The organism is Streptomyces sp. NPDC093064 (genome assembly GCF_044754605.1).
Classification (GTDB): domain Bacteria; phylum Actinomycetota; class Actinomycetes; order Streptomycetales; family Streptomycetaceae; genus Streptomyces.
The window spans coordinates 21,403-43,500 of record NZ_JBIVPK010000037.1 but is presented as its reverse complement, the minus strand read 5'-3'; the positions used below and the strand labels follow the sequence as shown (position 1 = coordinate 43,500).

21 protein-coding genes and 1 pseudogene are annotated in these 22,098 nt (G+C 71.9%); 13 read left to right on the top strand and 9 right to left on the bottom strand.

From position 1 onward, the window contains the following. Nucleotides 1-61: 61 nt before the first annotated feature. Nucleotides 62-1,168: a DUF5937 family protein gene (locus ACIQFZ_RS31680; protein WP_383055886.1), complete on the bottom strand. Its 1,107-nt coding sequence runs from the start codon at nucleotides 1,166-1,168 to the stop codon at nucleotides 62-64. A gap of 288 nt (nucleotides 1,169-1,456) precedes the next feature. After that, nucleotides 1,457-2,662, bottom strand: a complete 1,206-nt coding sequence (locus ACIQFZ_RS31675) for a threonine aldolase family protein (RefSeq protein WP_383055887.1) — start codon at nucleotides 2,660-2,662, stop codon at nucleotides 1,457-1,459. A 195-nt stretch (nucleotides 2,663-2,857) separates the two neighbouring features. Between ACIQFZ_RS31675 and ACIQFZ_RS31670 the strand changes: the two genes are divergently transcribed. From ACIQFZ_RS31670 to ACIQFZ_RS31625, 10 genes are all read left to right on the top strand, one after another. After that, a complete protein-coding gene (locus ACIQFZ_RS31670) occupies nucleotides 2,858-3,790 on the top strand; it encodes a DUF2520 domain-containing protein (protein WP_365423686.1) in 933 nt (310 codons plus the stop codon). Between the two features lie 8 nt (nucleotides 3,791-3,798). Further along, complete coding sequence (panC, locus tag ACIQFZ_RS31665; protein WP_383055927.1) at nucleotides 3,799-4,809, top strand: pantoate--beta-alanine ligase; 1,011 nt, start codon at nucleotides 3,799-3,801, stop codon at nucleotides 4,807-4,809. Then, entirely contained in the window at nucleotides 4,806-6,536 is a 1,731-nt protein-coding gene (locus ACIQFZ_RS31660) for an L-aspartate oxidase (RefSeq protein WP_402692817.1), read from the top strand. The genes panC and ACIQFZ_RS31660 overlap by 4 nt, the downstream gene beginning before the upstream one ends. Nucleotides 6,537-6,541: 5 nt before the next feature. Further along, nucleotides 6,542-7,519 (top strand): carboxylating nicotinate-nucleotide diphosphorylase, encoded by a 978-nt coding sequence (gene nadC, locus ACIQFZ_RS31655; RefSeq protein ID WP_402692816.1) that lies wholly within the window; start codon nucleotides 6,542-6,544, stop codon nucleotides 7,517-7,519. Nucleotides 7,520-7,524: 5 nt separating this feature from the next. Further along, nucleotides 7,525-8,322 carry a type III pantothenate kinase gene (locus ACIQFZ_RS31650; RefSeq protein ID WP_361414308.1) on the top strand — a complete coding sequence of 266 codons (798 nt, stop codon included), beginning with the start codon at nucleotides 7,525-7,527 and terminating at the stop codon, nucleotides 8,320-8,322. A gap of 76 nt (nucleotides 8,323-8,398) precedes the next feature. Then, complete coding sequence (locus ACIQFZ_RS31645; RefSeq protein WP_365423678.1) at nucleotides 8,399-9,181, top strand: hypothetical protein; 783 nt, start codon at nucleotides 8,399-8,401, stop codon at nucleotides 9,179-9,181. Between the two features lie 53 nt (nucleotides 9,182-9,234). Next, entirely contained in the window at nucleotides 9,235-9,423 is a 189-nt protein-coding gene (locus ACIQFZ_RS31640; protein ID WP_376652371.1) for a hypothetical protein, read from the top strand. Between the two features lie 162 nt (nucleotides 9,424-9,585). After that, a complete protein-coding gene (locus tag ACIQFZ_RS31635; protein ID WP_376652370.1) occupies nucleotides 9,586-10,050 on the top strand; it encodes a BlaI/MecI/CopY family transcriptional regulator in 465 nt (154 codons plus the stop codon). Between the two features lie 9 nt (nucleotides 10,051-10,059). Further along, the gene (locus tag ACIQFZ_RS31630) at nucleotides 10,060-10,593 is read left to right on the top strand and encodes an amino-acid N-acetyltransferase (RefSeq protein ID WP_365423669.1); all 534 of its coding nucleotides are present in this window, start codon (nucleotides 10,060-10,062) and stop codon (nucleotides 10,591-10,593) included. A gap of 217 nt (nucleotides 10,594-10,810) precedes the next feature. After that, complete coding sequence (locus ACIQFZ_RS31625; RefSeq protein ID WP_365423666.1) at nucleotides 10,811-11,146, top strand: Lsr2 family protein; 336 nt, start codon at nucleotides 10,811-10,813, stop codon at nucleotides 11,144-11,146. Here ACIQFZ_RS31625 and ACIQFZ_RS31620 read toward each other — a convergent pair. Next, complete coding sequence (locus ACIQFZ_RS31620; RefSeq protein ID WP_383055892.1) at nucleotides 11,125-11,811, bottom strand: SCO3374 family protein; 687 nt, start codon at nucleotides 11,809-11,811, stop codon at nucleotides 11,125-11,127. The two genes, ACIQFZ_RS31625 and ACIQFZ_RS31620, sit on opposite strands and share 22 nt — an antisense overlap. Before the next feature lie 452 nt (nucleotides 11,812-12,263). Here ACIQFZ_RS31620 and ACIQFZ_RS31615 point away from each other — a divergent pair, with 452 nt between their 5' ends. Further along, on the top strand, nucleotides 12,264-14,789 hold the full coding sequence (locus tag ACIQFZ_RS31615; RefSeq protein WP_365423660.1) for an ATP-dependent Clp protease ATP-binding subunit: 2,526 nt from the start codon (nucleotides 12,264-12,266) through the stop codon (nucleotides 14,787-14,789). Nucleotides 14,790-15,225: 436 nt separating this feature from the next. Next, nucleotides 15,226-15,804 carry a M23 family metallopeptidase gene (locus tag ACIQFZ_RS31610; protein ID WP_402692815.1) on the top strand — a complete coding sequence of 193 codons (579 nt, stop codon included), beginning with the start codon at nucleotides 15,226-15,228 and terminating at the stop codon, nucleotides 15,802-15,804. A gap of 58 nt (nucleotides 15,805-15,862) precedes the next feature. Here the strand turns inward: ACIQFZ_RS31610 and ACIQFZ_RS31605 are convergent, their stop codons facing one another. Beyond that, entirely contained in the window at nucleotides 15,863-16,459 is a 597-nt protein-coding gene (locus ACIQFZ_RS31605; protein WP_383055894.1) for a TetR/AcrR family transcriptional regulator, read from the bottom strand. Nucleotides 16,460-16,609: 150 nt separating this feature from the next. Here ACIQFZ_RS31605 and ACIQFZ_RS31600 point away from each other — a divergent pair, with 150 nt between their 5' ends. Further along, nucleotides 16,610-18,202, top strand: coding sequence for an MDR family MFS transporter (locus ACIQFZ_RS31600; protein ID WP_402692814.1), 1,593 nt, complete (start codon nucleotides 16,610-16,612; stop codon nucleotides 18,200-18,202). A gap of 157 nt (nucleotides 18,203-18,359) precedes the next feature. Here the strand turns inward: ACIQFZ_RS31600 and ACIQFZ_RS31595 are convergent. The 5 genes and pseudogenes from ACIQFZ_RS31595 to ACIQFZ_RS31575 form a co-directional block, all read right to left on the bottom strand. Further along, nucleotides 18,360-18,507, bottom strand: a pseudogene (locus ACIQFZ_RS31595) (Bcr/CflA family drug resistance efflux transporter); the annotation flags it as partial. A gap of 118 nt (nucleotides 18,508-18,625) precedes the next feature. Beyond that, on the bottom strand, nucleotides 18,626-19,975 hold the full coding sequence (cseC, locus tag ACIQFZ_RS31590; RefSeq protein WP_383055897.1) for a two-component system sensor histidine kinase CseC: 1,350 nt from the start codon (nucleotides 19,973-19,975) through the stop codon (nucleotides 18,626-18,628). Between the two features lie 11 nt (nucleotides 19,976-19,986). After that, nucleotides 19,987-20,688 carry a two-component system response regulator CseB gene (gene cseB / locus ACIQFZ_RS31585; RefSeq protein WP_365430904.1) on the bottom strand — a complete coding sequence of 234 codons (702 nt, stop codon included), beginning with the start codon at nucleotides 20,686-20,688 and terminating at the stop codon, nucleotides 19,987-19,989. A gap of 190 nt (nucleotides 20,689-20,878) precedes the next feature. Further along, the gene (locus ACIQFZ_RS31580; RefSeq protein WP_365430894.1) at nucleotides 20,879-21,544 is read right to left on the bottom strand and encodes a hypothetical protein; all 666 of its coding nucleotides are present in this window, start codon (nucleotides 21,542-21,544) and stop codon (nucleotides 20,879-20,881) included. Further along, nucleotides 21,532-22,071 (bottom strand): SigE family RNA polymerase sigma factor, encoded by a 540-nt coding sequence (locus ACIQFZ_RS31575; protein WP_365430896.1) that lies wholly within the window; start codon nucleotides 22,069-22,071, stop codon nucleotides 21,532-21,534. Before ACIQFZ_RS31575 ends, ACIQFZ_RS31580 begins: the two co-directional genes overlap by 13 nt. Between the last annotated feature and the right edge of the window lie 27 nt (nucleotides 22,072-22,098).

Here is a 22,098-nt window from a genome sequence, read left to right as displayed (position 1 = left end):
CCGCCGCACGCCCGACCCCGGATCCGGTGACCAGTGCTGCGACCGGAAAGGTTCACCGTCACTAGCGGAGCACGCCTTCGAGGAAGTCGCTGCCCAGCCGGGCGACCGTCGCGACGTCCAGCTGGTGCAGCACGTACCGCCCCCGGCGCCGGGTGGTGACCAGGCCCGCCTTCTTCAGCAGGCTCAGGTGCCGGGATATCTCCGGCGCGGTCATGCCGTGCACCTGGGCCAGCTCGCTGGTGGTGAACGCGCTGCGGGCCAGGCTGCGGCACAGCCGCATCCGCACCGGGTGGGACAGGGCGGTCATCCGCAGGGTCAGCTGCTCCACCGAGGGCGGGGCGGCGAGCTCAGGGGAGCCGACCGGGTAGTGCAGCACCGGCTGCCAGCTGTACCGGTGCAGCACCATGAGGTGGGGCCAGCCCAGGCTCGTCGGCACGAGGAGCAGGCCGCCCTCCGCCGTGGCCGTGCGGCCCTCGCCCAGTTTGTCGACGGTGATCCGGCCGGCCGCCTCGTCGAGCGTCACTGCCGGGGACACCGCCGCAAGGGCCTCGGCCAGGCCCTTGCGGCGCAGCAGCTCCGTCTTGTGCCGGGTGTCGGCCGCGAGCTGGTGGCGCAGCCGGGACCAGGTCTGCGCGAAGAACGCCTCGTCGCAGTCCTCGAGGAACTGCCGCAGCCAGGCCCTGATGCGCGGCGGGTCGGCCAGCAGCCGCTCGGTGAAGCGCACCTGCTGCGGCCCGCGCGCGGCGGCCAGCTCCACCGCGCGGCGGCGAAGACCGGCGTCGGCGAGCGGTCCCGGGCCCGGCAGGCCGTACGGCAGGGCGCAGGTGAACTCCAGGGCGGCGTCCACGAACTGCTCGTCGGACAGCTTGTCGAGGATGTCCAGCTCGTCGGCGAGCGTCGCGCCGGGGAGCGTGGAGCCGCCGGGCACGCCCGCGGACGGCAGGAAGAGGTCGGAGAACGTCGTCCGCCACAGGAAGTCCGCCTCGCACATCCGGTCGGCCAGGTGCGAGTCGAGCCGGGCGGTGACGCCGGTGACCCAGCCCTGCAGACCGGGGTGGTGCCCCGGCTCCGACAGCGCGTGCAGCGCCATGCAGAGCTCGGCCAGGGGCGCGGGCACGACGGCGACCTTCTCCGGCCGCAGCCCCGCGATATCGATCCGCACGCTCATGCCCCCATGGTGCCCGCCCCCACTGACAAGACCACCGCCCACCACCCAGAACCGGCCCGGGCCCAACCGGCGAGCACAACAACCCGCCCAGTCCCGCCGCCCGTGCCGCGCCCAGTCCCGCCGCCCGTGCCGCGCCCGATGCCCGCGCCCGATGCCCGCGCCCGATGCCCGCGGCCGGGGTCCGCGAGCGGCAAGTGGTGCGCGAGCCGAGGGACCGGCAGCGTTCCCCGTGGTGGCCCGGGTGGTCGTCCGGACCGTGGGGGGACGTGGCTCGGTGGGGGCGGTGGGTTACTCGTTGGGCTCCTTGGGGAGGCGGGCGGTGAAGTCGGCGACCGCTGCCCGTACGTCGGCCTCGGTCCAGGCCAGGCCCTCGGCCCGGACGGAGACCTCGGTGCGGGCCAAGCGGGGGGCCGGGGCGTCCCAGCCGCTGGTGAAGAGCATCGTGCCCGTTTCCTCCGCGGTTTGGATCGCGGCCCGGGCGACCGCCTCGGCCTCGTACGGCAGCCAGACCTGGAACTCGTGCGTGTGCGGCTCGGCCGGGTGGACGTGGCTCCAGGGCAGCCCCGCCGCGGCGAACCCCTCGCGCAGCGCGGCGGCCACCACGCGCGCGTGCCGCACGTACTCCGGCAGCCGGGGCAGCTCCCGCTCCAGTCCGGCCAGTGCCGACAGCGCCGTCGGGAACTGCTGGAAGACGTTGCCGCCGTACCGGTGCCGCCAGGCCTTGGCCTCCTCCACCAGCTCCCGCGGTCCGGCGAGCGCGGCGCCGCCGTAACCGGCGAGGGACTTGTAGAACGACACGTACACGCTGTCGGCCAGGTCCGCGATCTCCTCCAGCGGCCGGCCGAAGTGCACGGTGGACTCCCACAGGCGCGCGCCGTCGAAGTGCACCACCGCGTCCCGCTCGCGTGCCGCGTCCACGAGCTCGAGGAGCTCCTCCCACGTGGGCAGCAGGAACCCGGCGTCCCTGAGGGGCAGTTCGAGCATCAGCGTCCCGAAGGACTCGTCGAGGGTGCGCACCTCCTCGGCGGTCGGCTGGCGGGGCTCGCTCGTCACCCGTACCGGCCGCAGCCCGGCGAGCTGGCTGAAGGCGTGCCGCTCGTGCACCTCGGGATGGGCCAGCGCGTGCAGCGCGACCGCCGGGTTGCCGGTGCGGCCCGCCCAGCAGCGCAGGGCCACCTGCTGGGCCATCGTCCCGGTCGGGAAGAAGGCGGCGGCCTCCTTGCCGAGCAGGCCGGCGACCTTCTCCTCCAGGGCCTCGACGACGCCGTTGCCGTACATGTCCGATGCCTCGTCGAGGTCGTACACCTCCCGCGCACCGTCCAGCAGCGCCAGCCGTTCCCGGAGCGTCCCCAGGAACCCGGGGCGCGCCAGCACGCGCTCCGCGCTCCGGCACGCGGCCGCGCGCCGCTCCCGGAGCCGCTTGTGCCGCTCCCCGTCCGGGACCCGCTCTTCGAGCCGTACGTCCACTGCGTCCTGCTCCGCCGTATCACTCATGTCCCGGATCATCGCGCGTCCGGGAGGCGGCGGGTACCCGCATTCCCGCCCCGCGGCCCGTCCTTTCCCGCCCCGCGGCACTGTGGGCCGACCCACAGCCTGTGGACGACCGGCCGCCCCCGGAACCTATCGCGTTAACATGACGAGAAATCGTCCGGTACCCCGAGCGGACTGGAACGGGAAGGTCACCGTCGCGTGAGTAGTAGCCAACAACCAGACCCCAGGGACCGCCCCGCGCGGCTCACCGTCGGCGTCGTCGGCGCCGGCCGGGTGGGCCCCGCCCTCGCCGCGTCCCTCCAGCTGGCCGGGCACCGTCCGGTGGCCGTCTCCGCGGTCTCCGACACCTCCAGGCGGCGTGCCGGGCTGATGCTCCCCGACGTGCCCGTGGTGCCGCCCGCCGACGTGCTCGAGCGGTCCGACCTGGTGCTGCTGACCGTCCCCGACGACACCCTGCCCGGACTGGTCGCGGGCCTCGCCGAGACCGGCGCCGTACGGCCCGGGCAGCTGCTCGTGCACACCTCCGGGCGGTACGGCGCGAAGGTGCTGGACCCCGCCCTGCGCGCGGGCGCGCTGCCGCTGGCCCTGCACCCCGCGATGACCTTCACCGGCACACCCGTGGACGTGCAGCGGCTGGCCGGCTGCTCCTTCGGCGTCACCGCCCCCGAGGAGCTGCGGCTGGCTGCCGAGGCCCTGGTCATCGAGATGGGCGGCGAGCCGGAGTGGATCGCCGAGGAGATGCGCCCGCTGTACCACGCGGCGCTCGCGCTCGGCGCCAACCACCTGGTCACGCTGGTCGCCCAGTCCATGGAACTGCTGCGCGAGGCCGGCGTCGAGGCCCCCGACCGGATGCTCGGCCCGCTGCTCGGCGCCGCCCTGGACAACGCCCTGCGCTCCGGCGACGCGGCCCTGACCGGACCGGTCGCGCGAGGGGACGCCGGCACGGTCGCCGCCCACGTCGCCGAACTGCGCCGGCACGCCCCGCAGACCCTCGCCGGCTACCTGGCGATGGCCCGCGCCACCGCCGACCGCGCGCTCGCCCACGGCCTGCTCAAGCCCGAGCTGGCCGAGGACCTGCTGGGGGTACTCGCCGGTGGCACGAACCTGCCCGAGAACGGGGAAGACCGATGAGCCGTCGCATGTTCGAACTCGCCCCCACGGTGGACGATCTGGAGTACGTGCGCGACCACTACGCGGTCCAGGGACGCACCGCCGTCGTCATGACCATGGGCGCCCTGCACGAGGGCCACGCCGCCCTGATCCGCGCGGCCCGCGAGCGCGTCGGCCGCAAGGGCTTCGTGATCGTCACCGTCTTCGTCAACCCGCTCCAGTTCGGCGCGGGCGAGGACCTCGACCGCTACCCGCGCACCCTGGAGGCCGACCTCAAGGTGGCCGAGCAGGCGGGCGCCGACGCTGTGTTCGCGCCGTCCGCCGAAGAGATCTACCCGGGCGGCGAGCCGCAGGTCAGGATCACCGCAGGCCCCATGGGCGAGCGCCTGGAGGGCGCCAGCCGGCCCGGGCACTTCGACGGCATGCTCACCGTCGTCGCCAAGCTGCTGCACCTCACCCGCCCCGACGTGGCCCTGTACGGGCAGAAGGACGCCCAGCAGCTCGCCCTGATCCGCCGCATGGTGCGCGACCTCGACATAGGGGTGGAGATCGTCGCCGTACCGACCGTGCGCGAGAACGACGGACTGGCCCTGTCCAGCCGCAACCGCTACCTCTCCCCGCAGGAGCGGTACACCGCCCTGGCCCTCTCCCAGGCCCTGTTCGCGGGCCGCGACCGGCACGCCGCCCAGGAGGCGCTGCGCGCGCGGGCCCGTGAGGTGCCCTCCACGCGTGCGCGTGCCGAGGCCCTGAGCGCCCTCGGGGAGTCCCGCGCGGCGGCCGACGCCGCTGCCGTCGCCAAGGCCTCCCCGGGCGCCGCAGCGGCCGTCCGCGCGGCTGCCCAGCTGGTCCTGGACGAGGCCGCGCGCTTCGACCCGCCGCTGCAACTCGACTACCTGGCCCTGGTCGACCCGTCCGACTTCACCGAGATCGGCGACGACTTCACCGGCGAGGCCGTCCTCGCCGTCGCCGCACGGGTCGGGGCGACCCGGCTGATCGACAACCTCCCGCTCACCTTCGGAACCCTGGGAGCCGCCTCGTGACCAGCACCGGCATACGACTGCACGCGCCCGCGCCCGGCTGGTCCATCGCGGCGGACGTCGTGGTCGTCGGCTCCGGCGTCGCCGGCCTCACCGCCGCCCTGCGCTGCGAGGCGGCCGGCCTGAGGACCGTCGTCGTCACCAAGGCCCGCCTCGACGACGGCTCCACCCGCTGGGCCCAGGGCGGCATCGCCGCGGCCCTCGGCGAGGGCGACACCCCCGAGCAGCACCTGGACGACACCCTGGTGGCAGGCGCCGGCCTGTGCGACGAGGAGGCCGTACGGATCCTCGTCACCGAGGGCCCCGACGCCGTACGCCGGCTGATCTCCACCGGCGCGCACTTCGACACCGACGGCGAGGGCGGCATCGAGCTCACCCGCGAGGGTGGCCACCACCGCCGCCGCATCGCGCACGCGGGCGGCGACGCGACCGGCGCGGAGATCTCCCGCGCCCTCGTCGAGGCGGTACGCGCGCGTGGCGTGCACACCGTCGAGAACGCGCTCGTCCTGGACCTGCTCACGGACGCCGAGGGCCGCGCCGCGGGCGTGACCCTGCACGTCATGGGCGAGGGCCAGCACGACGGCGTGGGCGCCGTGCACGCGCCCGCGGTGGTCCTCGCGACCGGCGGCATGGGCCAGGTCTTCTCCGCGACCACGAACCCGTCCGTCTCCACCGGCGACGGCGTGGCGCTCGCCCTGCGCGCGGGCGCCGAGGTCTCCGACCTGGAGTTCGTGCAGTTCCACCCGACGGTGCTCTTCCTCGGCGCGGACGCCGAGGGCCAGCAGCCCCTCGTCTCCGAGGCGGTGCGCGGCGAGGGCGCCCACCTGGTCGACGGCGACGGAGTGCGCTTCATGACCGGGCAGCACGAACTGGCCGAACTCGCGCCCCGGGACATCGTCGCCAAGGGCATCATGCGGCGGATGCGGGAGCAGGGCACCGAGCACATGCTCCTCGACGCCCGGCACTTCGGCGCCGACATGTGGGAGCACCGCTTCCCGACGATCCTCGCCGCCTGCCGCGCCCACGGCATCGACCCGGTCACCGAGCCCGTCCCGGTCGCGCCGGCCGCCCACTACGCCTCCGGAGGCGTGCGCACCGACTCCCGCGGCCGGACGACCGTGCCGGGCCTGTACGCGTGCGGTGAGGTGGCCTGCACCGGCGTGCACGGCGCCAACCGCCTCGCCTCCAACTCCCTCCTGGAGGGCCTGGTCTACGCCGAGCGCATCGCCGCCGACATCGCTCGGGAGCGGTCGGAGAACGGCCTGCACGCGCGCGTGCCGGAACCCGTCCCGTACGCCGAGCGGCCCTCCCGCCCCCTGCTCGCCCCCGAGACCCGGTTCGCGATCCAGCGGATCATGACCGAGGGAGCGGGCGTGCTGCGGTCCGCCGGGTCGCTGGCCCGGGCCGCCGACCAGCTGGAGCGGCTGCACGCCGAGGCCCGCTCGGCCCTGGAGGAGAACGGCAAGACCGCCGAGCCGGGCGTCGACACCTGGGAGGCCACGAACCTCATGTGCGTGTCCGGCGTCCTGGTCGCCGCCGCCCGGCTGCGCGAGGAGACCCGCGGCTGCCACTGGCGCGAGGACCGCGCCGAGCGGGACGACACCCACTGGCGCCGCCACATCGTCGTACGGCTGAACCCCGACGGCACACCTGCCGTGCACACCACGGACACCGCAGAGTTCCCCCCGACCCGCCCCGGGGCCCCGGCCCCGCGTCCTCTGGAGCAGTGACACAAGTGAGCAGCGAAGACCTTCCCCTCGCCCCGAGCGACGGCTGCGGCGACGGCTGTGCCTGCGGCGCGGACGCCGACGAGGAGTACCTGGAGTGCGGGCTCGACCCCGCGCTCGCCCAGCTCCTGACGGACGCCGGACTCGACCCCCTGGAGGTCGAGGACATCGCCAACGTCGCGATCCAGGAGGACCTGGACCACGGAGTGGACGTGACGACGGTCGCGACCATCCCCGAGGACGCCGTGGCCACGGGCGACTTCACCGCGCGCGAGGCGGGCGTGGTGGCCGGCCTCAGGGTCGCCGAGGCGGTGCTCTCGGTGGTCTGCACGGACGAGTTCGAGGTCGAGCGGCACGTCGAGGACGGCGACCGCGTCGAGGCCGGGCAGAAGCTGCTGTCGGTCACCACGCGCACGCGTGACCTGCTGACCGGCGAGCGCAGCGCGCTCAACCTGCTGTGCCGCCTGTCCGGCATCGCGACCGCCACGCGCGCCTGGGCGGACGCCCTGGAGGGCACCAAGGCGCGCGTGCGCGACACCCGCAAGACCACGCCGGGCCTCAGGTCGCTGGAGAAGTTCGCCGTCCGGTGCGGCGGCGGCGTGAACCACCGCATGTCGCTGTCGGACGCGGCCCTGGTCAAGGACAACCACGTGGTGGCGGCCGGCGGCGTGGGGCAGGCCTTCAAGGCCGTACGGGAGGCCTTCCCGGACGTGCCGATCGAGGTCGAGGTCGACACCCTGCACCAGCTGCGCGAGGTCGTGGACGCCGGCGCCGATCTGATCCTGCTGGACAACTTCACGCCCGGCGAGTGCGAGGAGGCCGTGGCCATCGTCGACGGCCGGGCCCTGCTGGAGGCGTCCGGCCGGCTGACCCTGGGGAACGCCGGGGCGTACGCCGAGACCGGCGTCGACTTCCTGGCCGTCGGGGCCCTGACCCACTCCTCGCCGATCCTGGACATCGGCCTGGACCTGCGCGAGGCGGAGTGACGGCCATGCTCCTGACGATCGACGTCGGCAACACGCACACCGTGCTGGGCCTGTTCGACGGGGAGGACATCGTCGAGCACTGGCGCATCTCCACCGACGCGCGCCGCACGGCCGACGAGCTGGCGGTGCTGCTTCAGGGCCTGATGGGCATGCACCCGCTGCTCGGCGACGAACTGGGCGAGGGCATCGACGGCATCGCGATCTGCGCGACCGTGCCGTCGGTGCTCCAGGAACTGCGCGAGGTGACGCGGCGCCACTACGGCGACGTGCCCGCCGTGCTCGTCGAGCCCGGCGTCAAGACGGGCGTGCCGATCCTCTTCGACAACCCCAAGGAGGTCGGCGCCGACCGCATCATCAACGCGGTGGCGGCGAACGAGCTGTACGGCGGTCCGGCGATCGTCGTCGACTTCGGTACGGCGACGACCTTCGACGCCATCAGCGCGCGCGGGGAGTACGTCGGCGGGGTCATCGCGCCCGGTATCGAGATCTCCGTCGAGGCGCTGGGCGTCAGGGCGGCGCAGCTGCGGAAGATCGAGGTGGCCCGGCCGCGCAGCGTGATCGGCAAGAACACGGTCGAGGCGATGCAGGCCGGCATCATCTACGGGTTCGCAGGGCAGGTCGACGGCGTGGTCAGCCGGATGGCCCGGGAGCTGGCCGACGATCCGGACGACGTGACGGTGATCGCGACGGGCGGGCTGGCGCCGATGGTGCTCGGCGAGTCCTCGCTGATCGACGAGCACGAGCCGTGGCTGACCCTCATCGGGCTGCGGCTGGTCTACGAGCGGAACGTCTCGCGCCTCTGACCGGGACGGCGACACCCCCACACGCCACACTCGCGCCTTATGTCGAATTTGTCTGATTAGCGCGTATCGTCGGCCTATGCCTACGCCATACGGAACCCGCGGCGGCATGGCGTTCGGCGCGGAGGAGCTGCCTGTGCTCCGCCGCGCCCTCGCCCTCGCCCTTCAGCCCCGTCCCGCCAGCGCCGAAGACGTGCAGGAGTGCCGCCGGCTCGCCGAGTCACTCGACGAGGCGATGCACGAGGGTGTCCGGCTGCGCGCGTTCCTGGTGGCCGACCTCGCCCGGTACCGCGCCGCCCTCCCCGGCGCGGCCGCCGGCTACCTCGCGCTCCTCGCCGACTGCCTCGACGCGGGCCACCGGCCCACGGCCGACGACCTGGCCGCCCTGGGTGCCCTGCGCGGCGCCCCGGCCGCAGCGGCCCTCCTGCACCGCTGCCGGACGCTCACCCCGCCCGTGGCGCCCCCTGGCGAGTCGGCCTCCGCGCACCCGGTCCCGGCCGCCCGCCCGGCCCCCGTCGAACCGCCGGCCCCGGCTGCCCGGACCGCCCCCGTGCACCCGATCGGCCCCCTCTGCCCCGGCGGAGGCGCCCCGATGGCCGTCACCGCCTCCCGCAGCGCGCTTCAGGCGCTCATGGGCGGTCTGCCGGACGGCCGGGGGGCGCAGCAAGAGGACGGCGGGGACGAGAAGCCCGCCCAGAAGCCCGCCGCGAAGCCGGGGGAGCGGCCCGCCCCCGCGCAGCCCGGCACGGCGCCCGCGCCGAAGCCCGTTCGGCGGCCCGTGCCCACGCCGGGCGAGGTCTTCCCGCGACGGAAGCCGGGCCCGCCCTCCGGGAAGCCGCAGCAGTGCCTCGCGGCGGTGTGACGCTCGGGCCACCCCGCCCCTGTTTGTCCCGCCGCCGTGGCTACTCTGGATCCATGGACTACGTCTCCGCACTCGTTCCGCCGGTCGTCATGGCCGCGTTCTTCATCGCTCTGGTCAGGGTGATCGTGAAGACCCAGGGCGGGGCCGCCAAGGCCAAGGAGGACGCGGCCGTGGACGCCGCCATCGCGCGCGCACAGAGCGGCCCCCAGGCCTCCGGAGCCGGCGCGCCCACCGACGCCTGAAGCGACGTACGGCCCCCGCGTGAGGACACCTCACCATGGGGCCGTACGTCCTTTTTGTTCGCGTTTCACGCCGAAGGCGTATGTTCGGCACGCCATTGCCGGTTTCTCCCACTAGGGTGCTGAGTTGTGCCTCGGCCCCTGGGAGAACTCGAAGACGCGGTCATGACGCGGGTGTGGAAGTGGAACCGCCCGGTGACCGTTCGAGAGGTCCTGGAAGACCTTCAGCGCGAGAGGTCCATCGCGTACACCACGGTGATGACCGTTTTGGACAATCTCCATCACAAGGGCTGGGTGCGCCGCGAAGCCGAGGGGCGGGCCTATCGATATGAGGCCGTCTCCACCCGTGCCGCCTACGCCGCCGCACTGATGAACGACGCCTGGTCCCAGAGCGACAACGCCGCCGCCGCTCTCGTCGCCTTCTTCGGGATGATGAGCGACGAACAGCGGCAGGCCCTACGGGATGCCGTGCGCATCGTCGAAGGCACCGCCGAAGGCGCCATCGGGGGATCCGGCACCCCCGAAGTCGCCGGTGAAGTCCCGGATACCGTCCAAGCCCCGGATACCGACCGAGCACCGGAAACCCGTGACGAGAACCCCGGCTCGGCACGGGACGGCCACGGGCGATAGCGTCCGCTCATGTCCGCAGAACGCCCCGAAGAGACCGCAAAAGCCATCACCGTCCGACGGGCCCGGACCGGCGATGTCCCCGCAGTGCGCCGACTGCTGGACGCCTACGTTCGCGGGCGCATCCTGCTCGACAAAGCCACGGTGACGCTTTACGAGGACATCCAGGAGTTCTGGGTCGCCGAACGGGACGACAACGCCGAGGTCGTCGGCTGCGGTGCACTGCACGTGATGTGGGAAGACCTGGCGGAAGTGCGCACTCTCGCGGTGAAGCCCGGTCTGAAGGGCGCCGGCGTCGGACATCGGCTGCTGGAGAAGTTGGTCGAGACGGCACGCACGCTCGGCGTTCGCCGCGTATTCTGCCTGACCTTCGAAGTGGACTTCTTCACCAAGCACGGCTTCGTGGAGATCGGCGAGACGCCGGTCGACGCCGATGTCTACGCGGAGCTGCTGCGTTCCTATGACGAGGGCGTCGCGGAGTTCCTCGGTCTCGAACGAGTGAAACCGAACACCCTGGGCAACAGCCGGATGCTTCTGCATCTGTGATCGACATTCCGCCCGGCCGGGCATGCCCGCGTTCCCTATGTCCGAAACGCGCATGTTTCCGGACGGGGTGAGTGCCTGGTCTCTCCCAGGGGTTTGTGTTTTTCCCGCAAAAGCGGTTTGCTTTCCGACGTACTGCTGCACTGCATATAACAGGGGACGGCGAATCGGCGGACACCGACCATCCCCGGTCCTCACGTTATCGATGAAAGGAAATCCGGTGGCACAGAAGGTTCAGGTCCTTCTTGTCGACGACCTCGACGGCGGCGAGGCGGACGAGACCGTGACGTTCGCGCTGGACGGCAAGACGTACGAGATCGATCTCACCACCGCCAATGCGGACAAGCTCCGTGGTGTTCTCGAGCCGTACCTCAAGAGCGGCCGGCGTACCGGGGGCCGCGCTTCGGGCGGACGCGGAAAGGCGCGTGCCGCTTCCGGCGGCAGCCAGGACACCGCGCAGATCCGCGCCTGGGCGAAGGAGAACGGCTACGAGGTCAACGACCGCGGCCGGGTCCCCGCGTCCATTCGCGAGGCCTACGAGAAGGCCAACGGCTGATCAGGGGCCTGTACCGGGCCCTCGTGGAACGGGAACGGCTGGGCGCACGCGCGCCGCAGCCGGATCCGGTGGACGTGTGTCGCCACCGTGTCCACCAGGCGTACGAGATCGGGGGTGCCCCCACCGCCCCCCACGGCCGACAGTGTCGGCAGCGAGGCCTCGACCTCGCACCCAGACCCGGGGGGCCGCAGCCACACGGCGGCCCCCTGTGAACCGGAGCGGCCGGGGTTGACCGGCCGCGGCCCGAGTGGACCGGCGCCCGGAGGCGGCGGCGCGTCCATCAGCGCGCCCGCGCCCAGGGCCACCAGGTCCAGGCCCAGCGCCGACGGGCCCCACTCCAGCCACTCCAGCAGCCCCGGCAGCTCCTCCGCGCTGCCCGCCGCCATCAGCAGCCGCATCCGGTCCCCCCGCAGGGCCACCGGAGAGCCGGGCCCCAGATGGCGCAGCGCCGCATGCCCGGCCTCGGCGGGCACGTCCAGGACGTCGAAGCGGCGGCCCACCACAAGTCGTACCGGTGCCCCGGGCACCGTGGCCCAGCCCAGTTCGTTCTCGTACCAGTGGCGCCAGTACCGCCGGTGCCGCGACTGCCGCCCCCCGTCGCCGGGGACCGGCGGCCGACGGGGAGCGGGGACCGGAACGGGGACCGTGGAAGGGCTGCCGACCATGCCTGAGAAACCGCCCGAAACGCGCTGGAGTTACGCTCGGTATCAGTGTGTGTGCGAAATGTCGTGGGCGAGAGGGGCGTACGGGGGCGGGAAAGGGCGCAAGGTTGTTCGCCCATAGCTGAGGGAACCCGGTCACTCGGCATGCATGGTCGGTTAGGGCGGGTAAGAGATGCCTAGTGGGAGGGGGCGACACGCAGGCGGCACCCGGGCAGCGGAGTCTCACGTTCGCCATCGGCGTACTGGCGACTGGGGTAACTGCCTGGCCTGCGGGAACATCGTCTCGCACCATCGGGTTGGAGCAGATGTCGGCGTTCGGGGTCAGGAGGCAGTGTTGGTTCTCGGTCCGGTGTCGGCAGTTGGAATGAGCGGTCCCCGCTTGCGGGACTAAGCTGCGGAAGGACAGGGAGGGGAAGTTCCCCCCACTGCCTGACCGCTCTGAGGAGCGATTAACGATGTTCGAGAGGTTCACCGACCGCGCGCGGCGGGTTGTCGTCCTGGCTCAGGAAGAAGCCCGGATGCTCAACCACAACTACATCGGCACTGAGCACATCCTCCTGGGCCTGATCCACGAGGGTGAGGGTGTCGCCGCCAAGGCCCTTGAGAGCCTCGGGATTTCGCTCGAGGCGGTCCGCCAGCAGGTGGAGGAGATCATCGGCCAGGGCCAGCAGGCGCCCTCCGGCCACATCCCCTTCACCCCCCGTGCCAAGAAGGTCCTGGAGCTGTCGCTCCGGGAGGCCCTTCAGCTGGGCCACAACTACATCGGCACGGAGCACATCCTGCTCGGCCTGATCCGCGAGGGCGAGGGCGTCGCCGCCCAGGTCCTGGTCAAGCTGGGCGCAGACCTCAACCGGGTGCGGCAGCAGGTGATCCAGCTGCTCTCCGGTTACCAGGGCAAGGAGACCGCCACCGCCGGCGGCCCTGCCGAGGGCACCCCCTCGACGTCCCTGGTCCTCGACCAGTTCGGCCGGAACCTCACGCAGGCCGCTCGCGAGTCCAAGCTCGACCCGGTCATCGGGCGCGAGAAGGAGATCGAGCGGGTCATGCAGGTGCTGTCCCGCCGTACCAAGAACAACCCGGTGCTGATCGGTGAGCCCGGCGTCGGCAAGACCGCCGTCGTCGAGGGCCTCGCCCAGGCCATCGTCAAGGGCGAGGTGCCCGAGACCCTCAAGGACAAGCACCTCTACACCCTGGACCTCGGTGCCCTGGTCGCCGGCTCCCGCTACCGCGGTGACTTCGAGGAGCGCCTGAAGAAGGTGCTCAAGGAGATCCGCACCCGCGGCGACATCATCCTGTTCATCGACGAGCTGCACACGCTGGTCGGTGCGGGTGCCGCCGAGGGCGCCATCGACGCGGCGAGCATCCTCAAGCCGATGCTGGCCCGCGGTGAACTGCAGACCATCGGTGCCACCACCCTGGACGAGTACCGCAAGCACCTGGAGAAGGACGCGGCCCTGGAGCGCCGCTTCCAGCCCATCCAGGTCGCCGAGCCGTCCCTGCCGCACACGATCGAGATCCTCAAGGGCCTGCGCGACCGGTACGAGGCGCACCACCGCGTCTCCATCACCGACGAGGCGCTGGTCCAGGCCGCCACCCTGGCCGACCGGTACATCTCGGACCGCTTCCTGCCGGACAAGGCGATCGACCTGATCGACGAGGCCGGTTCCCGGATGCGCATCCGCCGGATGACCGCGCCGCCGGACCTGCGCGAGTTCGACGAGAAGATCGCCGCCGTCCGCCGGGACAAGGAGTCCGCGATCGACTCGCAGGACTTCGAGAAGGCCGCCTCCCTGCGCGACAAGGAGAAGCAGCTCCTGGCCGCCAAGGCCAAGCGGGAGAAGGAGTGGAAGGCCGGCGACATGGACGTCGTCGCCGAGGTCGACGGCGAGCTGATCGCCGAGGTCCTCGCCACGGCCACCGGCATCCCGGTCTTCAAGCTGACCGAGGAGGAGTCCAGCCGCCTGCTCCGCATGGAGGACGAGCTCCACAAGCGGGTCATCGGCCAGGTGGACGCCGTCAAGGCGCTCTCCAAGGCGATCCGCCGTACGCGTGCGGGTCTGAAGGACCCGAAGCGTCCGGGTGGCTCGTTCATCTTCGCGGGCCCGTCCGGTGTCGGTAAGACCGAGCTGTCCAAGGCGCTCGCCGAGTTCCTCTTCGGTGACGAGGACGCGCTGATCTCCCTCGACATGTCGGAGTTCAGCGAGAAGCACACGGTCTCCCGCCTCTTCGGTTCGCCCCCCGGCTACGTGGGCTACGAGGAGGGCGGCCAGCTCACCGAGAAGGTGCGCCGCAAGCCGTTCTCGGTCGTCCTGTTCGACGAGGTCGAGAAGGCCCACCCGGACATCTTCAACTCGCTGCTGCAGATCCTGGAGGACGGTCGCCTGACCGACTCCCAGGGCCGGGTCGTGGACTTCAAGAACACGGTCATCATCATGACGACCAACCTCGGCACCCGGGACATCTCCAAGGGCTTCAACCTGGGCTTCGCGGCCGCGGGCGACACGAAGTCCAACTACGAGCGCATGAAGAACAAGGTGTCGGACGAGCTCAAGCAGCACTTCCGGCCCGAGTTCCTCAACCGCGTCGACGACGTGGTGGTCTTCCCGCAGCTGACGCCGAACGACATCCTGCGGATCGTCGACCTGATGATCGGCAAGGTGGACGAGCGCCTGAAGGACCGGGACATGGGCATCGAGCTCTCCCAGTCGGCCAAGGAGCTGCTGTCCAAGAAGGGCTACGACCCCGTTCTGGGCGCCCGGCCGCTGCGCCGGACCATCCAGCGCGAGATCGAGGACACGCTCTCGGAGAAGATCCTCTTCGGCGAGCTGCGCCCCGGTCACATCGTGGTCGTGGACACCGAGGGCGAGGGCGAGTCCCAGACCTTCACCTTCCGCGGTGAGGAGAAGTCCGCGCTGCCGGACGTCCCGCCGATCGAGCAGGCGGCCGGCGGACCCGGGCCGAACCTGAGCAAGGAGGCGTAAGCCTCAGCGGCAACCGAGAGGGGCCGGCGCCTTCGGGCACCGGCCCCTCTCGCGTGCCCGTGCGCCCGCGGTCGAGGAGGCCGCCCGTGAGACGCGGGCCACATGGCCTTCGTCACAGGGGAAAGGGGCCCACTCCCGTTCACTGGTGACATGGCGCACAAGCCCCGAGACCCGTACTACGGCGCTTAGTGGGGGACACGGGTTGAAAAAACGGACATTTAAGACAGTGAAATATTACGGAATGGTTCCTCTACGGGGCATTTGTCCTGAATGGGGGAGACGTCAAGAGACGTACGACACTGCCCCCTCTTACTACTTTCCGTCGTAGTGGGGGTGTTTGAGCGGCGGTGACCGGCGGGGTTACCAAGGGATGGCCCGCCCGGCGAAGGCACACGCGTCCGGGTGGTTCTCACGTCCCCGACCCCCAGAGGTTTCGATGTTCCAGCGCGCCACGTCCCGTTCCGCCCGTGCGACCAAGCTCCGTACCCGCGCCGCCGTCCTGGCCGCCGGTCTGGGGGTCTCCGTCGCCATGGGTGCGGGAGTAGCGTCCGCCGCCGAGACCACGGCGGCCCCCACCGCCGCCGTCGCGCAGGCCGCGGCCTGGACGGCGCCGGTGAAGCAGTTCGCGCTCAGCGCCGGCTTCGACCAGGCCGGCGGCCACTGGGTGCACAAGCACAGCGGCCAGGACTTCGCCGTGCCGATCGGCACCAAGGTCGTCGCCGCGAACGGCGGCACCGTCGTCAAGGCCGGTCCCAACGGCGCCGGTGACGGCCCCGCCTACGGCAACGCCGTCGTCATCCAGCACGCCAACGGCACGTACTCCCAGTACGCCCACCTCTCGCGCGTCGACGTGAGGATCGGCCAGGTCGTCGCCACCGGTCAGCACATAGCCCTGTCCGGCAACACCGGCAACTCCACCGGCCCGCACCTGCACTTCGAGATCCGCACCACCCCGAACTACGGCTCCGCGCTCAACCCGCTCGCCTTCCTGCGCTCGCACGGCGTGGCCGTCTGACCGGCCGAACGCCGCACCGCACCGCCGCCCTGCCGACCAACGGCGGGCGGCGGACGCGTCAGGGCTCCCGCGCGCCCCGGTGCGCCTGAGTCACCAGGTCGATGGCGACCTCGAGCACGGCCTTGCGCCGCTCCTCGGGGTCGCCTTCGATGTCCTGCATGACGAACATCCCGGCGTGCAGCGTGAAGATGGCGCTGACGCAGCGGACCTGGTCGGCCATGCTCGCGCCCGGGTCGATGATGATGTCCCGCAGGCCGCGCATCCGGTCCTTGAACGCGTCCCCGATGCGCAGCTCCCGCACGGTCGCCTGGTTCTCCTGCATGAAGCGGAACAGCGGCGCAGCGTCGGCGAGCGCCTGGTCGTAACGGCGGACGATCTCCTGCTTGGTCTCCAGCGTGTGCGGCTGCCGCCGGCCCCACTCGATCAGCTCCTCCATCGGCCGCGTGAGGCTTTCGAACAGGCTGACGAGGATCTCTTCCTTCGTCTTGAAGTGGTAGTACAGCGCCGCCTTGGTGACGTCGAGGCGCTCGGCGATCTCGCGCAGGGAGGTCTTCTCGTAGCCTTGCTCGGCGAAGAGTTCGAGCGCCACGTCCTGGATGCGCTGGCGGGTGTTTCCGCGGCGCTGCTGCCTGGTGCCGTCCATCGTGACGTCCATCCTCGTACTCCTCGAGCTCCCTGGACACCTTGCCTGCCGGCCGGTCGGCGAAACTTACTTGACGACCGGCTAGCTGGAGGTCTACTTTCCAGAGTGTAGTCAACTTGCCGGGCGGCAAGTAAGTCCCAATCGACTGGGGGAGTAGGACGGATGGCGGACAGCGCGAAAGCCGGGCCGGAGACGGCTCAAGCCGGCAAACAACCCAGGAGCGTGCGGGTCGTCCTGCTCGCCCTCATGATCGCGATGATGCTCGCGATGCTCGACAACATGATCGTGGGCACCGCGATGCCGACGATCGTCGGTGAGCTGGGCGGCCTTCAGCACCTTTCCTGGGTGGTCACCGCCTACACCCTCGCCACCGCGGCGTCCACCCCGCTGTGGGGCAAGCTCGGCGACATGTACGGGCGCAAGGGCGCCTTCATGTCCTCGATCGTCATCTTCCTGCTCGGGTCCGCGCTGAGCGGCATGGCCCAGAACATGGGCGAGCTGATCGGCTTCCGCGCCGTCCAGGGCCTCGGCGCGGGCGGTCTGATGGTCGGTGTGATGGCCATCATCGGCGACCTGATCCCGCCGCGGGAGCGCGGCAAGTACCAGGGCATGATGGCCGGCGTCATGGCGCTCGCGATGATCGGCGGCCCCCTGGTCGGCGGCACGATCACCGACAACTGGGGCTGGCGCTGGTCCTTCTACATCAACCTCCCCCTCGGCGCGGTGGCACTCGTCGCGGTCAGCGCCGTACTGCACCTGCCGAAGAAGCGCTCCCAGGCGCGGATCGACTACCTGGGTGCCGTGCTGCTGACCGTCGGCATCAGCTCCATCGTGCTCGTCACCACCTGGGGCGGCTCGGAGTACGCCTGGACCTCCGCGCGGATCATGGAGCTCATGGCGATCGGTGTCGTCGCGCTCGTCGGGTTCGTGCTCTGGCAGACCAAGGCCGCCGAGCCGATCGTGCCGCTGCACATCTTCCGCAGCCTGAACTTCAGCCTGATGTCGCTGATCGGCTTCATCACCGGCTTCGTGATGTTCGGCGCGGTGCTGTTCCTGCCGCTGTACCAGCAGTCGGTGCAGGGTGCCTCCGCCACCAACTCCGGTCTGCTGCTCCTGCCGATGCTGGCCGCGATGATGGTCGTGTCGCTGATCGCGGGCCGGGTCACCACCAACAGCGGCCGGTACAAGGTCTTCCCGATCGTCGGCAGCGTCCTGATGATCGCCGGGCTGTACCTGCTGTCCCTCATGGACACCGGCACCACCCGCCTCACCTCCGGCCTCTACATGGCCGTCCTGGGCGCGGGCATGGGCTGCCTGATGCAGATCACCATGCTGGTCGCGCAGAACAGCGTGGAGCTGAAGGACATGGGCGTGGCCTCCTCGTCCACCACCCTCTTCCGTACGCTCGGCTCCTCCTTCGGCGTCGCGATCATGGGCGCGCTGTTCAACAACCGCGTCCAGCACGAGATGGCCGAGCGGGCCGGCGCGCTGGGCCGCGGGATCACCGAGCAGTCCGCGCAGCTGGACGCCGCGAGCCTCGCCAAGCTGCCGGCCCAGGCCCGTGAGGCCTACCAGCACGCGGTGTCCGCCGGCACGCACTCGGCGTTCCTGCTGGGCGCCGTGGTGGCGGTGGTCGCGCTCGTCGCGGCGGTGTTCGTCAAGGAGGTCCCGCTGAGGGGAGCGGGACCGGCCACGGGGGACCGGGCCGACGCGGGCGAGGCGCAGACACGTCAGGACGTGGCCGAAGCCGTCTGACCGCCCGAGCCGAACGTGGGTAGCGAGGGGCCCGTGGAAGTCCGCCGAGAGCGGATGTCCACGGGCCCCTCGGCATGTCCGCCGCGGCCCGCAGCCGTCCGCCCTCCCCCTGCTGCGGGCAGGACCGCGGCGGGGGCGGCCCCGTCCGCCACGCCCGGCCGGACGCCCATTGCGGACATGAGCACGAACAGTGCGGCGGCCACCGGCACCAGGCCCACGTCCCCGAAGACCCTCGCGGCCATCAGCAGCAGGCCGGTCGCGGCCAGGATGACCACGGCGAGGCCGACGGCCGGCACCCGGTCCAGGCCGGCGCCCGGTGGGCGGCCGCGGCGTCCTGGCCGGCACCGCGGCGGCCACAGGCCGCCCGCTCCGGGGCCCGGAGGCAGGTGCCCGGGCGCGGCCCTCGTACGTCGGCTACCGGGCTCACTGCCCCGGAAGCAGGGGATGGCTGCCCGTGTTCGTCGGGGCGTGTTCGGGCAGCCACAGGACGGCGACGGCGCCCTCGGCCGGGATGCGCTCCGGGGCGCCCGGGGGACGCACGTTGCGGAAGGTCAGACGGGCGCCGAGGACACGGGCCTGCCCCGCGGCGATGGTCAGGCCGAGGCCGTGGCCGTGCCCGGCGCGGTCCCTGCTGCCGGTGCGGAACCGGCTCGGGCCCTCGGCGAGCAGGTCCTCGGGGAAGCCGGGGCCGTGGTCGCGCACCCGGATGACCCGGCCCTCGACGGTCACCTCGATCGGCGGCCTGCCGTGCCGGGCGGCGTTGGCGAGCAGGTTGAACAGCACCCGCTCCAGACGCCGCGGGTCGGTGGTGACCTCCGACTCGTGCACCACACGCACCTCGATGTCCGGGTCCTTCGCGGCCACCCGCCGGGCGACGAACTCGCCCAGCACGATGTCCTGGAGTTCGGCCCGCTCCGAGGCGCCGTCGAGCCGGGCCACCTCCAGCACGTCCTCCACCAGCGTGCGCATGGCCTTCGCGCGGTCCAGGACCAGTTCCGTCGGCCGGCCGGGCGGCAGCAGCTCGGCCGCCGTCAGCAGCCCGGTCACCGGGGTGCGCAGCTCGTGCGCGATGTCCGCCGTGACCCGGCGTTCCGCCTCCAGCCGCTGCTGGAGCGCGTCCGCCATCGCGTCCACCGCGCGCGCGAGGTCGTCGGTCTCGTCGCGTACGACACCCCCGATGGCGTCCCGGACCCGTACGTCCGTCTCTCCCTTGGCGACCTGGTTGGCCGCGGTCGCCGCCTTGCGCAGCCGGCGTGAGAGCTGACCCCCTATGAGCACGCCCAGCGCGCTGCCGCCGAGGACGACCGTGATGGAGCCGATGACCAGGGCCTGGTCGAGGTCGTTGAGGATGTTCGTGCTGCGGTCGGTGAAGTGCGTGTGCAGGGACAGCACGTGGCCGTCCTTGACCGGTACGGCCGCCCAGATGTCGGGCAGCTTGCCCGCGCGGTCGGTGACGTATGTCGCGCGCCGGCCCTGCTCGACCTTCTCCCGTAGCTCGGAGGGCAGCGCCGGGTCGTCGATCCTGATGCCGGGGAAGTTCGGCCGCCCCGACAGTTCGAAGTTGCGCTGGGCGATCTGGACCCGCTCGTCCGCCAGGTCGCGCGCGTTGTCCATCATCGACACCCGGGCGGCGTTGTGCACGACCAGGCTGAGCGCGACCGCCACCAGCGCGCCGACCAGCGCGATGGCCGCGCTGAGCTTCCACCTCAGCCCCGTGCGGATGTCCGCGCGTTCCAGGCGCTCGGGGAGCAGGCGCCGTGTGATCCCGGGCATGACCGCCCCGCTCAGGCCTTCAGCTTGTAGCCGAAGCCGCGCACCGTCTCGATGCGGTCCTGGCCGATCTTCGTACGCAGCCGCTGCACATGGACGTCGACCACGCGGGTGTCGCCGCCCCAGCCGTAGTCCCACACCCGCTCCAGGAGCTTGTCCCGGGAGAGCACCGTGCCCGGAGCCGAGGAGAACTCGAGCAGCAGCCGCATCTCCGTGGGCGTGAGCGCCACCGGCTGCCCGGCGCGGCGCACCTCCATCCCCTCGGTGTCGACCTCCAGGTCGCCGAAGCTCAGCACCCCGCCGTCCACCGCGGCCGCGTCCACGTCGGCCCGGACGCCGCCGGCGTGCCCGAAGCGGCGCAGCACCGCGCGGATGCGGGCGACCAGGACGGCGCCGTCGAACGGCTTGGTCACGTAGTCGTCGGCGCCCGCCTCAAGCCCCAGCACCACGTCGATGGAGTCCGCCCGCGCGGAGAGCATGATCACCGGAACGGTCGACTCGTCGCGGATGCGGCGGCACAGGCTGACCCCGTCGAGGCCGGGGACCATGACGTCCAGCAGCGCGATGTCGGGCCGCCTGGCCCGGAACGCCTCCAGGCCGGACAGCCCGTCGGGCATCGCCGTGACCGCGAAGCCGACCCGCTCCAGGGCGAGCTGTGTGGCCTCGCGGATGACGTCGTCGTCCTCGACGAACAGGACGTGGGTCTGTTCTGCCATCCGGGTGCTCTCAGTCCTCGTGTGCTTCTCGTCGTGTGCTCTGGTCGTCGTGCGCTCCTGGCCCACCGTGCGGGCATGTCCGCGGCCGGACGCGTTCATCGGTTCACCATGAGACCTGACCCGCGGCCCTGGTCGTCTCACGCCCTCGCCATTGTCGCGCGGCCGCCGCCTGAACTCCCCCACGCTGCCGTCAGTGGCCCGGGACCGGCGTCGCGACGCCCCCGACGGTCTTGCTGTACTCGTTGCGCGTGCTGAACTCCTTGGTGAACCGGCCCGTCGACCAGCGGTACGTGATCACGTCCTCGCCGGACGGACTCGACACCGGGTCCCCCCGCGCGTACACCTGCTTGGTCACCACGAGGTCGCCGCGGTCGATCTCGGCGTAGACCGGGGGCTCCTCGGCCTTGAAGACGTTGTCGTACCGGCCCCCCTGCTCGCGGTACACATAGGCGCCCACACCCACCGCGTCTCCGCAGGTCAGCACGTTGACGACGATGTCCTCGGCCGGTCCTGAGGTCAGGTCGCCGTACGACACGTCGACGGGGTAGTCGTCGGCCACACACGGCTTGAGACCGCGCTTGACCGCGGCCGAGACCTGCGGGTCGTCCTTGATCAGCCGGACCGCGTCCACCTGCTGGGCCCGGCCGGTGGGGTCGGGGGAGGGGGCCGGGACGCTGCCCGCCACCGAGCCGGCACGGGCCGGTCCCTCGTCGCGCGCGCCGGTCCCCCCGGTACCGCAGGCGGACGCGGAAAGGGCGAGGGCGGCGAGCACGGCCGCCGCCGTGATCGCCGCCTGGAAGGTGTCCCGGGCCCGTCCGGGCCCCGAGCCTGTACCCCTGCCGGTCAGGCCGCGCAACGCTCCCGCTCCTCACGCTCCAGCGCGCGTGCGTCCAGATCGCGCGCCTCCAGCTCCTCGCGGAGCCGGGCGAGCGCCCGGTGCAGCGTGCTCTTGACCGTACCCGCCGACATACCGAGGGCGGCGGCCGTCTCCTCCGTGGACATCTGCTCCCAGTGTCGCAGCACCACGACACTGCGTTGTTTGGGAGCGAGCACCTTCAGGATGTCCATGAGGAGCGCGCGGGCGGCGTGCTGCTCGGTGGAGTCCTCGACGCGGGCGTCCGGGAGCTGCTCGGTGGGGACCTCCTCCAGCTTCCGGGCCCGCCACCATTCGGTACGCGTATTGATCATCACGCGGCGCAGATAGGCGTCCGCGAGCCGCTTGTCGGCGATGCCCTCCCAGCGTCCGTAGGTCCGCGCGAGTGCCGTCTGGAGCAGGTCCTGGGCTTCGACCGGGTCCGGGACCAGCCGGCGCGCACTGCGCAGCAGCGCGTCCTGCCGGGTACGCACGTACTCCTCGAACTCGAGCACCTCACCCTGCGCCATGTACGACCGCCTCCGATCCCCGTCCCG

Coding starts and splice junctions, on each gene's coding strand:
- ACIQFZ_RS31615 (WP_365423660.1), top strand. CDS start 12,264: ATGTTCGAGAGGTTCACCGACCGCGCGCGGCGGGTTGTCGTCCTGGCT.
- ACIQFZ_RS31680 (WP_383055886.1), bottom strand. CDS start 1,168: ATGAGCGTGCGGATCGATATCGCGGGGCTGCGGCCGGAGAAGGTCGCC.
- ACIQFZ_RS31650 (WP_361414308.1), top strand. CDS start 7,525: ATGCTCCTGACGATCGACGTCGGCAACACGCACACCGTGCTGGGCCTG.
- ACIQFZ_RS31640 (WP_376652371.1), top strand. CDS start 9,235: ATGGACTACGTCTCCGCACTCGTTCCGCCGGTCGTCATGGCCGCGTTC.
- ACIQFZ_RS31610 (WP_402692815.1), top strand. CDS start 15,226: ATGTTCCAGCGCGCCACGTCCCGTTCCGCCCGTGCGACCAAGCTCCGT.
- ACIQFZ_RS31600 (WP_402692814.1), top strand. CDS start 16,610: ATGGCGGACAGCGCGAAAGCCGGGCCGGAGACGGCTCAAGCCGGCAAA.
- ACIQFZ_RS31575 (WP_365430896.1), bottom strand. CDS start 22,071: ATGGCGCAGGGTGAGGTGCTCGAGTTCGAGGAGTACGTGCGTACCCGG.
- cseC (WP_383055897.1), bottom strand. CDS start 19,975: ATGCCCGGGATCACACGGCGCCTGCTCCCCGAGCGCCTGGAACGCGCG.
- ACIQFZ_RS31630 (WP_365423669.1), top strand. CDS start 10,060: ATGTCCGCAGAACGCCCCGAAGAGACCGCAAAAGCCATCACCGTCCGA.
- cseB (WP_365430904.1), bottom strand. CDS start 20,688: ATGGCAGAACAGACCCACGTCCTGTTCGTCGAGGACGACGACGTCATC.
- ACIQFZ_RS31605 (WP_383055894.1), bottom strand. CDS start 16,459: ATGGACGTCACGATGGACGGCACCAGGCAGCAGCGCCGCGGAAACACC.
- panC (WP_383055927.1), top strand. CDS start 3,799: ATGTTCGAACTCGCCCCCACGGTGGACGATCTGGAGTACGTGCGCGAC.
- ACIQFZ_RS31620 (WP_383055892.1), bottom strand. CDS start 11,811: ATGGTCGGCAGCCCTTCCACGGTCCCCGTTCCGGTCCCCGCTCCCCGT.
- ACIQFZ_RS31645 (WP_365423678.1), top strand. CDS start 8,399: ATGCCTACGCCATACGGAACCCGCGGCGGCATGGCGTTCGGCGCGGAG.
- ACIQFZ_RS31635 (WP_376652370.1), top strand. CDS start 9,586: ATGACGCGGGTGTGGAAGTGGAACCGCCCGGTGACCGTTCGAGAGGTC.
- ACIQFZ_RS31675 (WP_383055887.1), bottom strand. CDS start 2,662: ATGAGTGATACGGCGGAGCAGGACGCAGTGGACGTACGGCTCGAAGAG.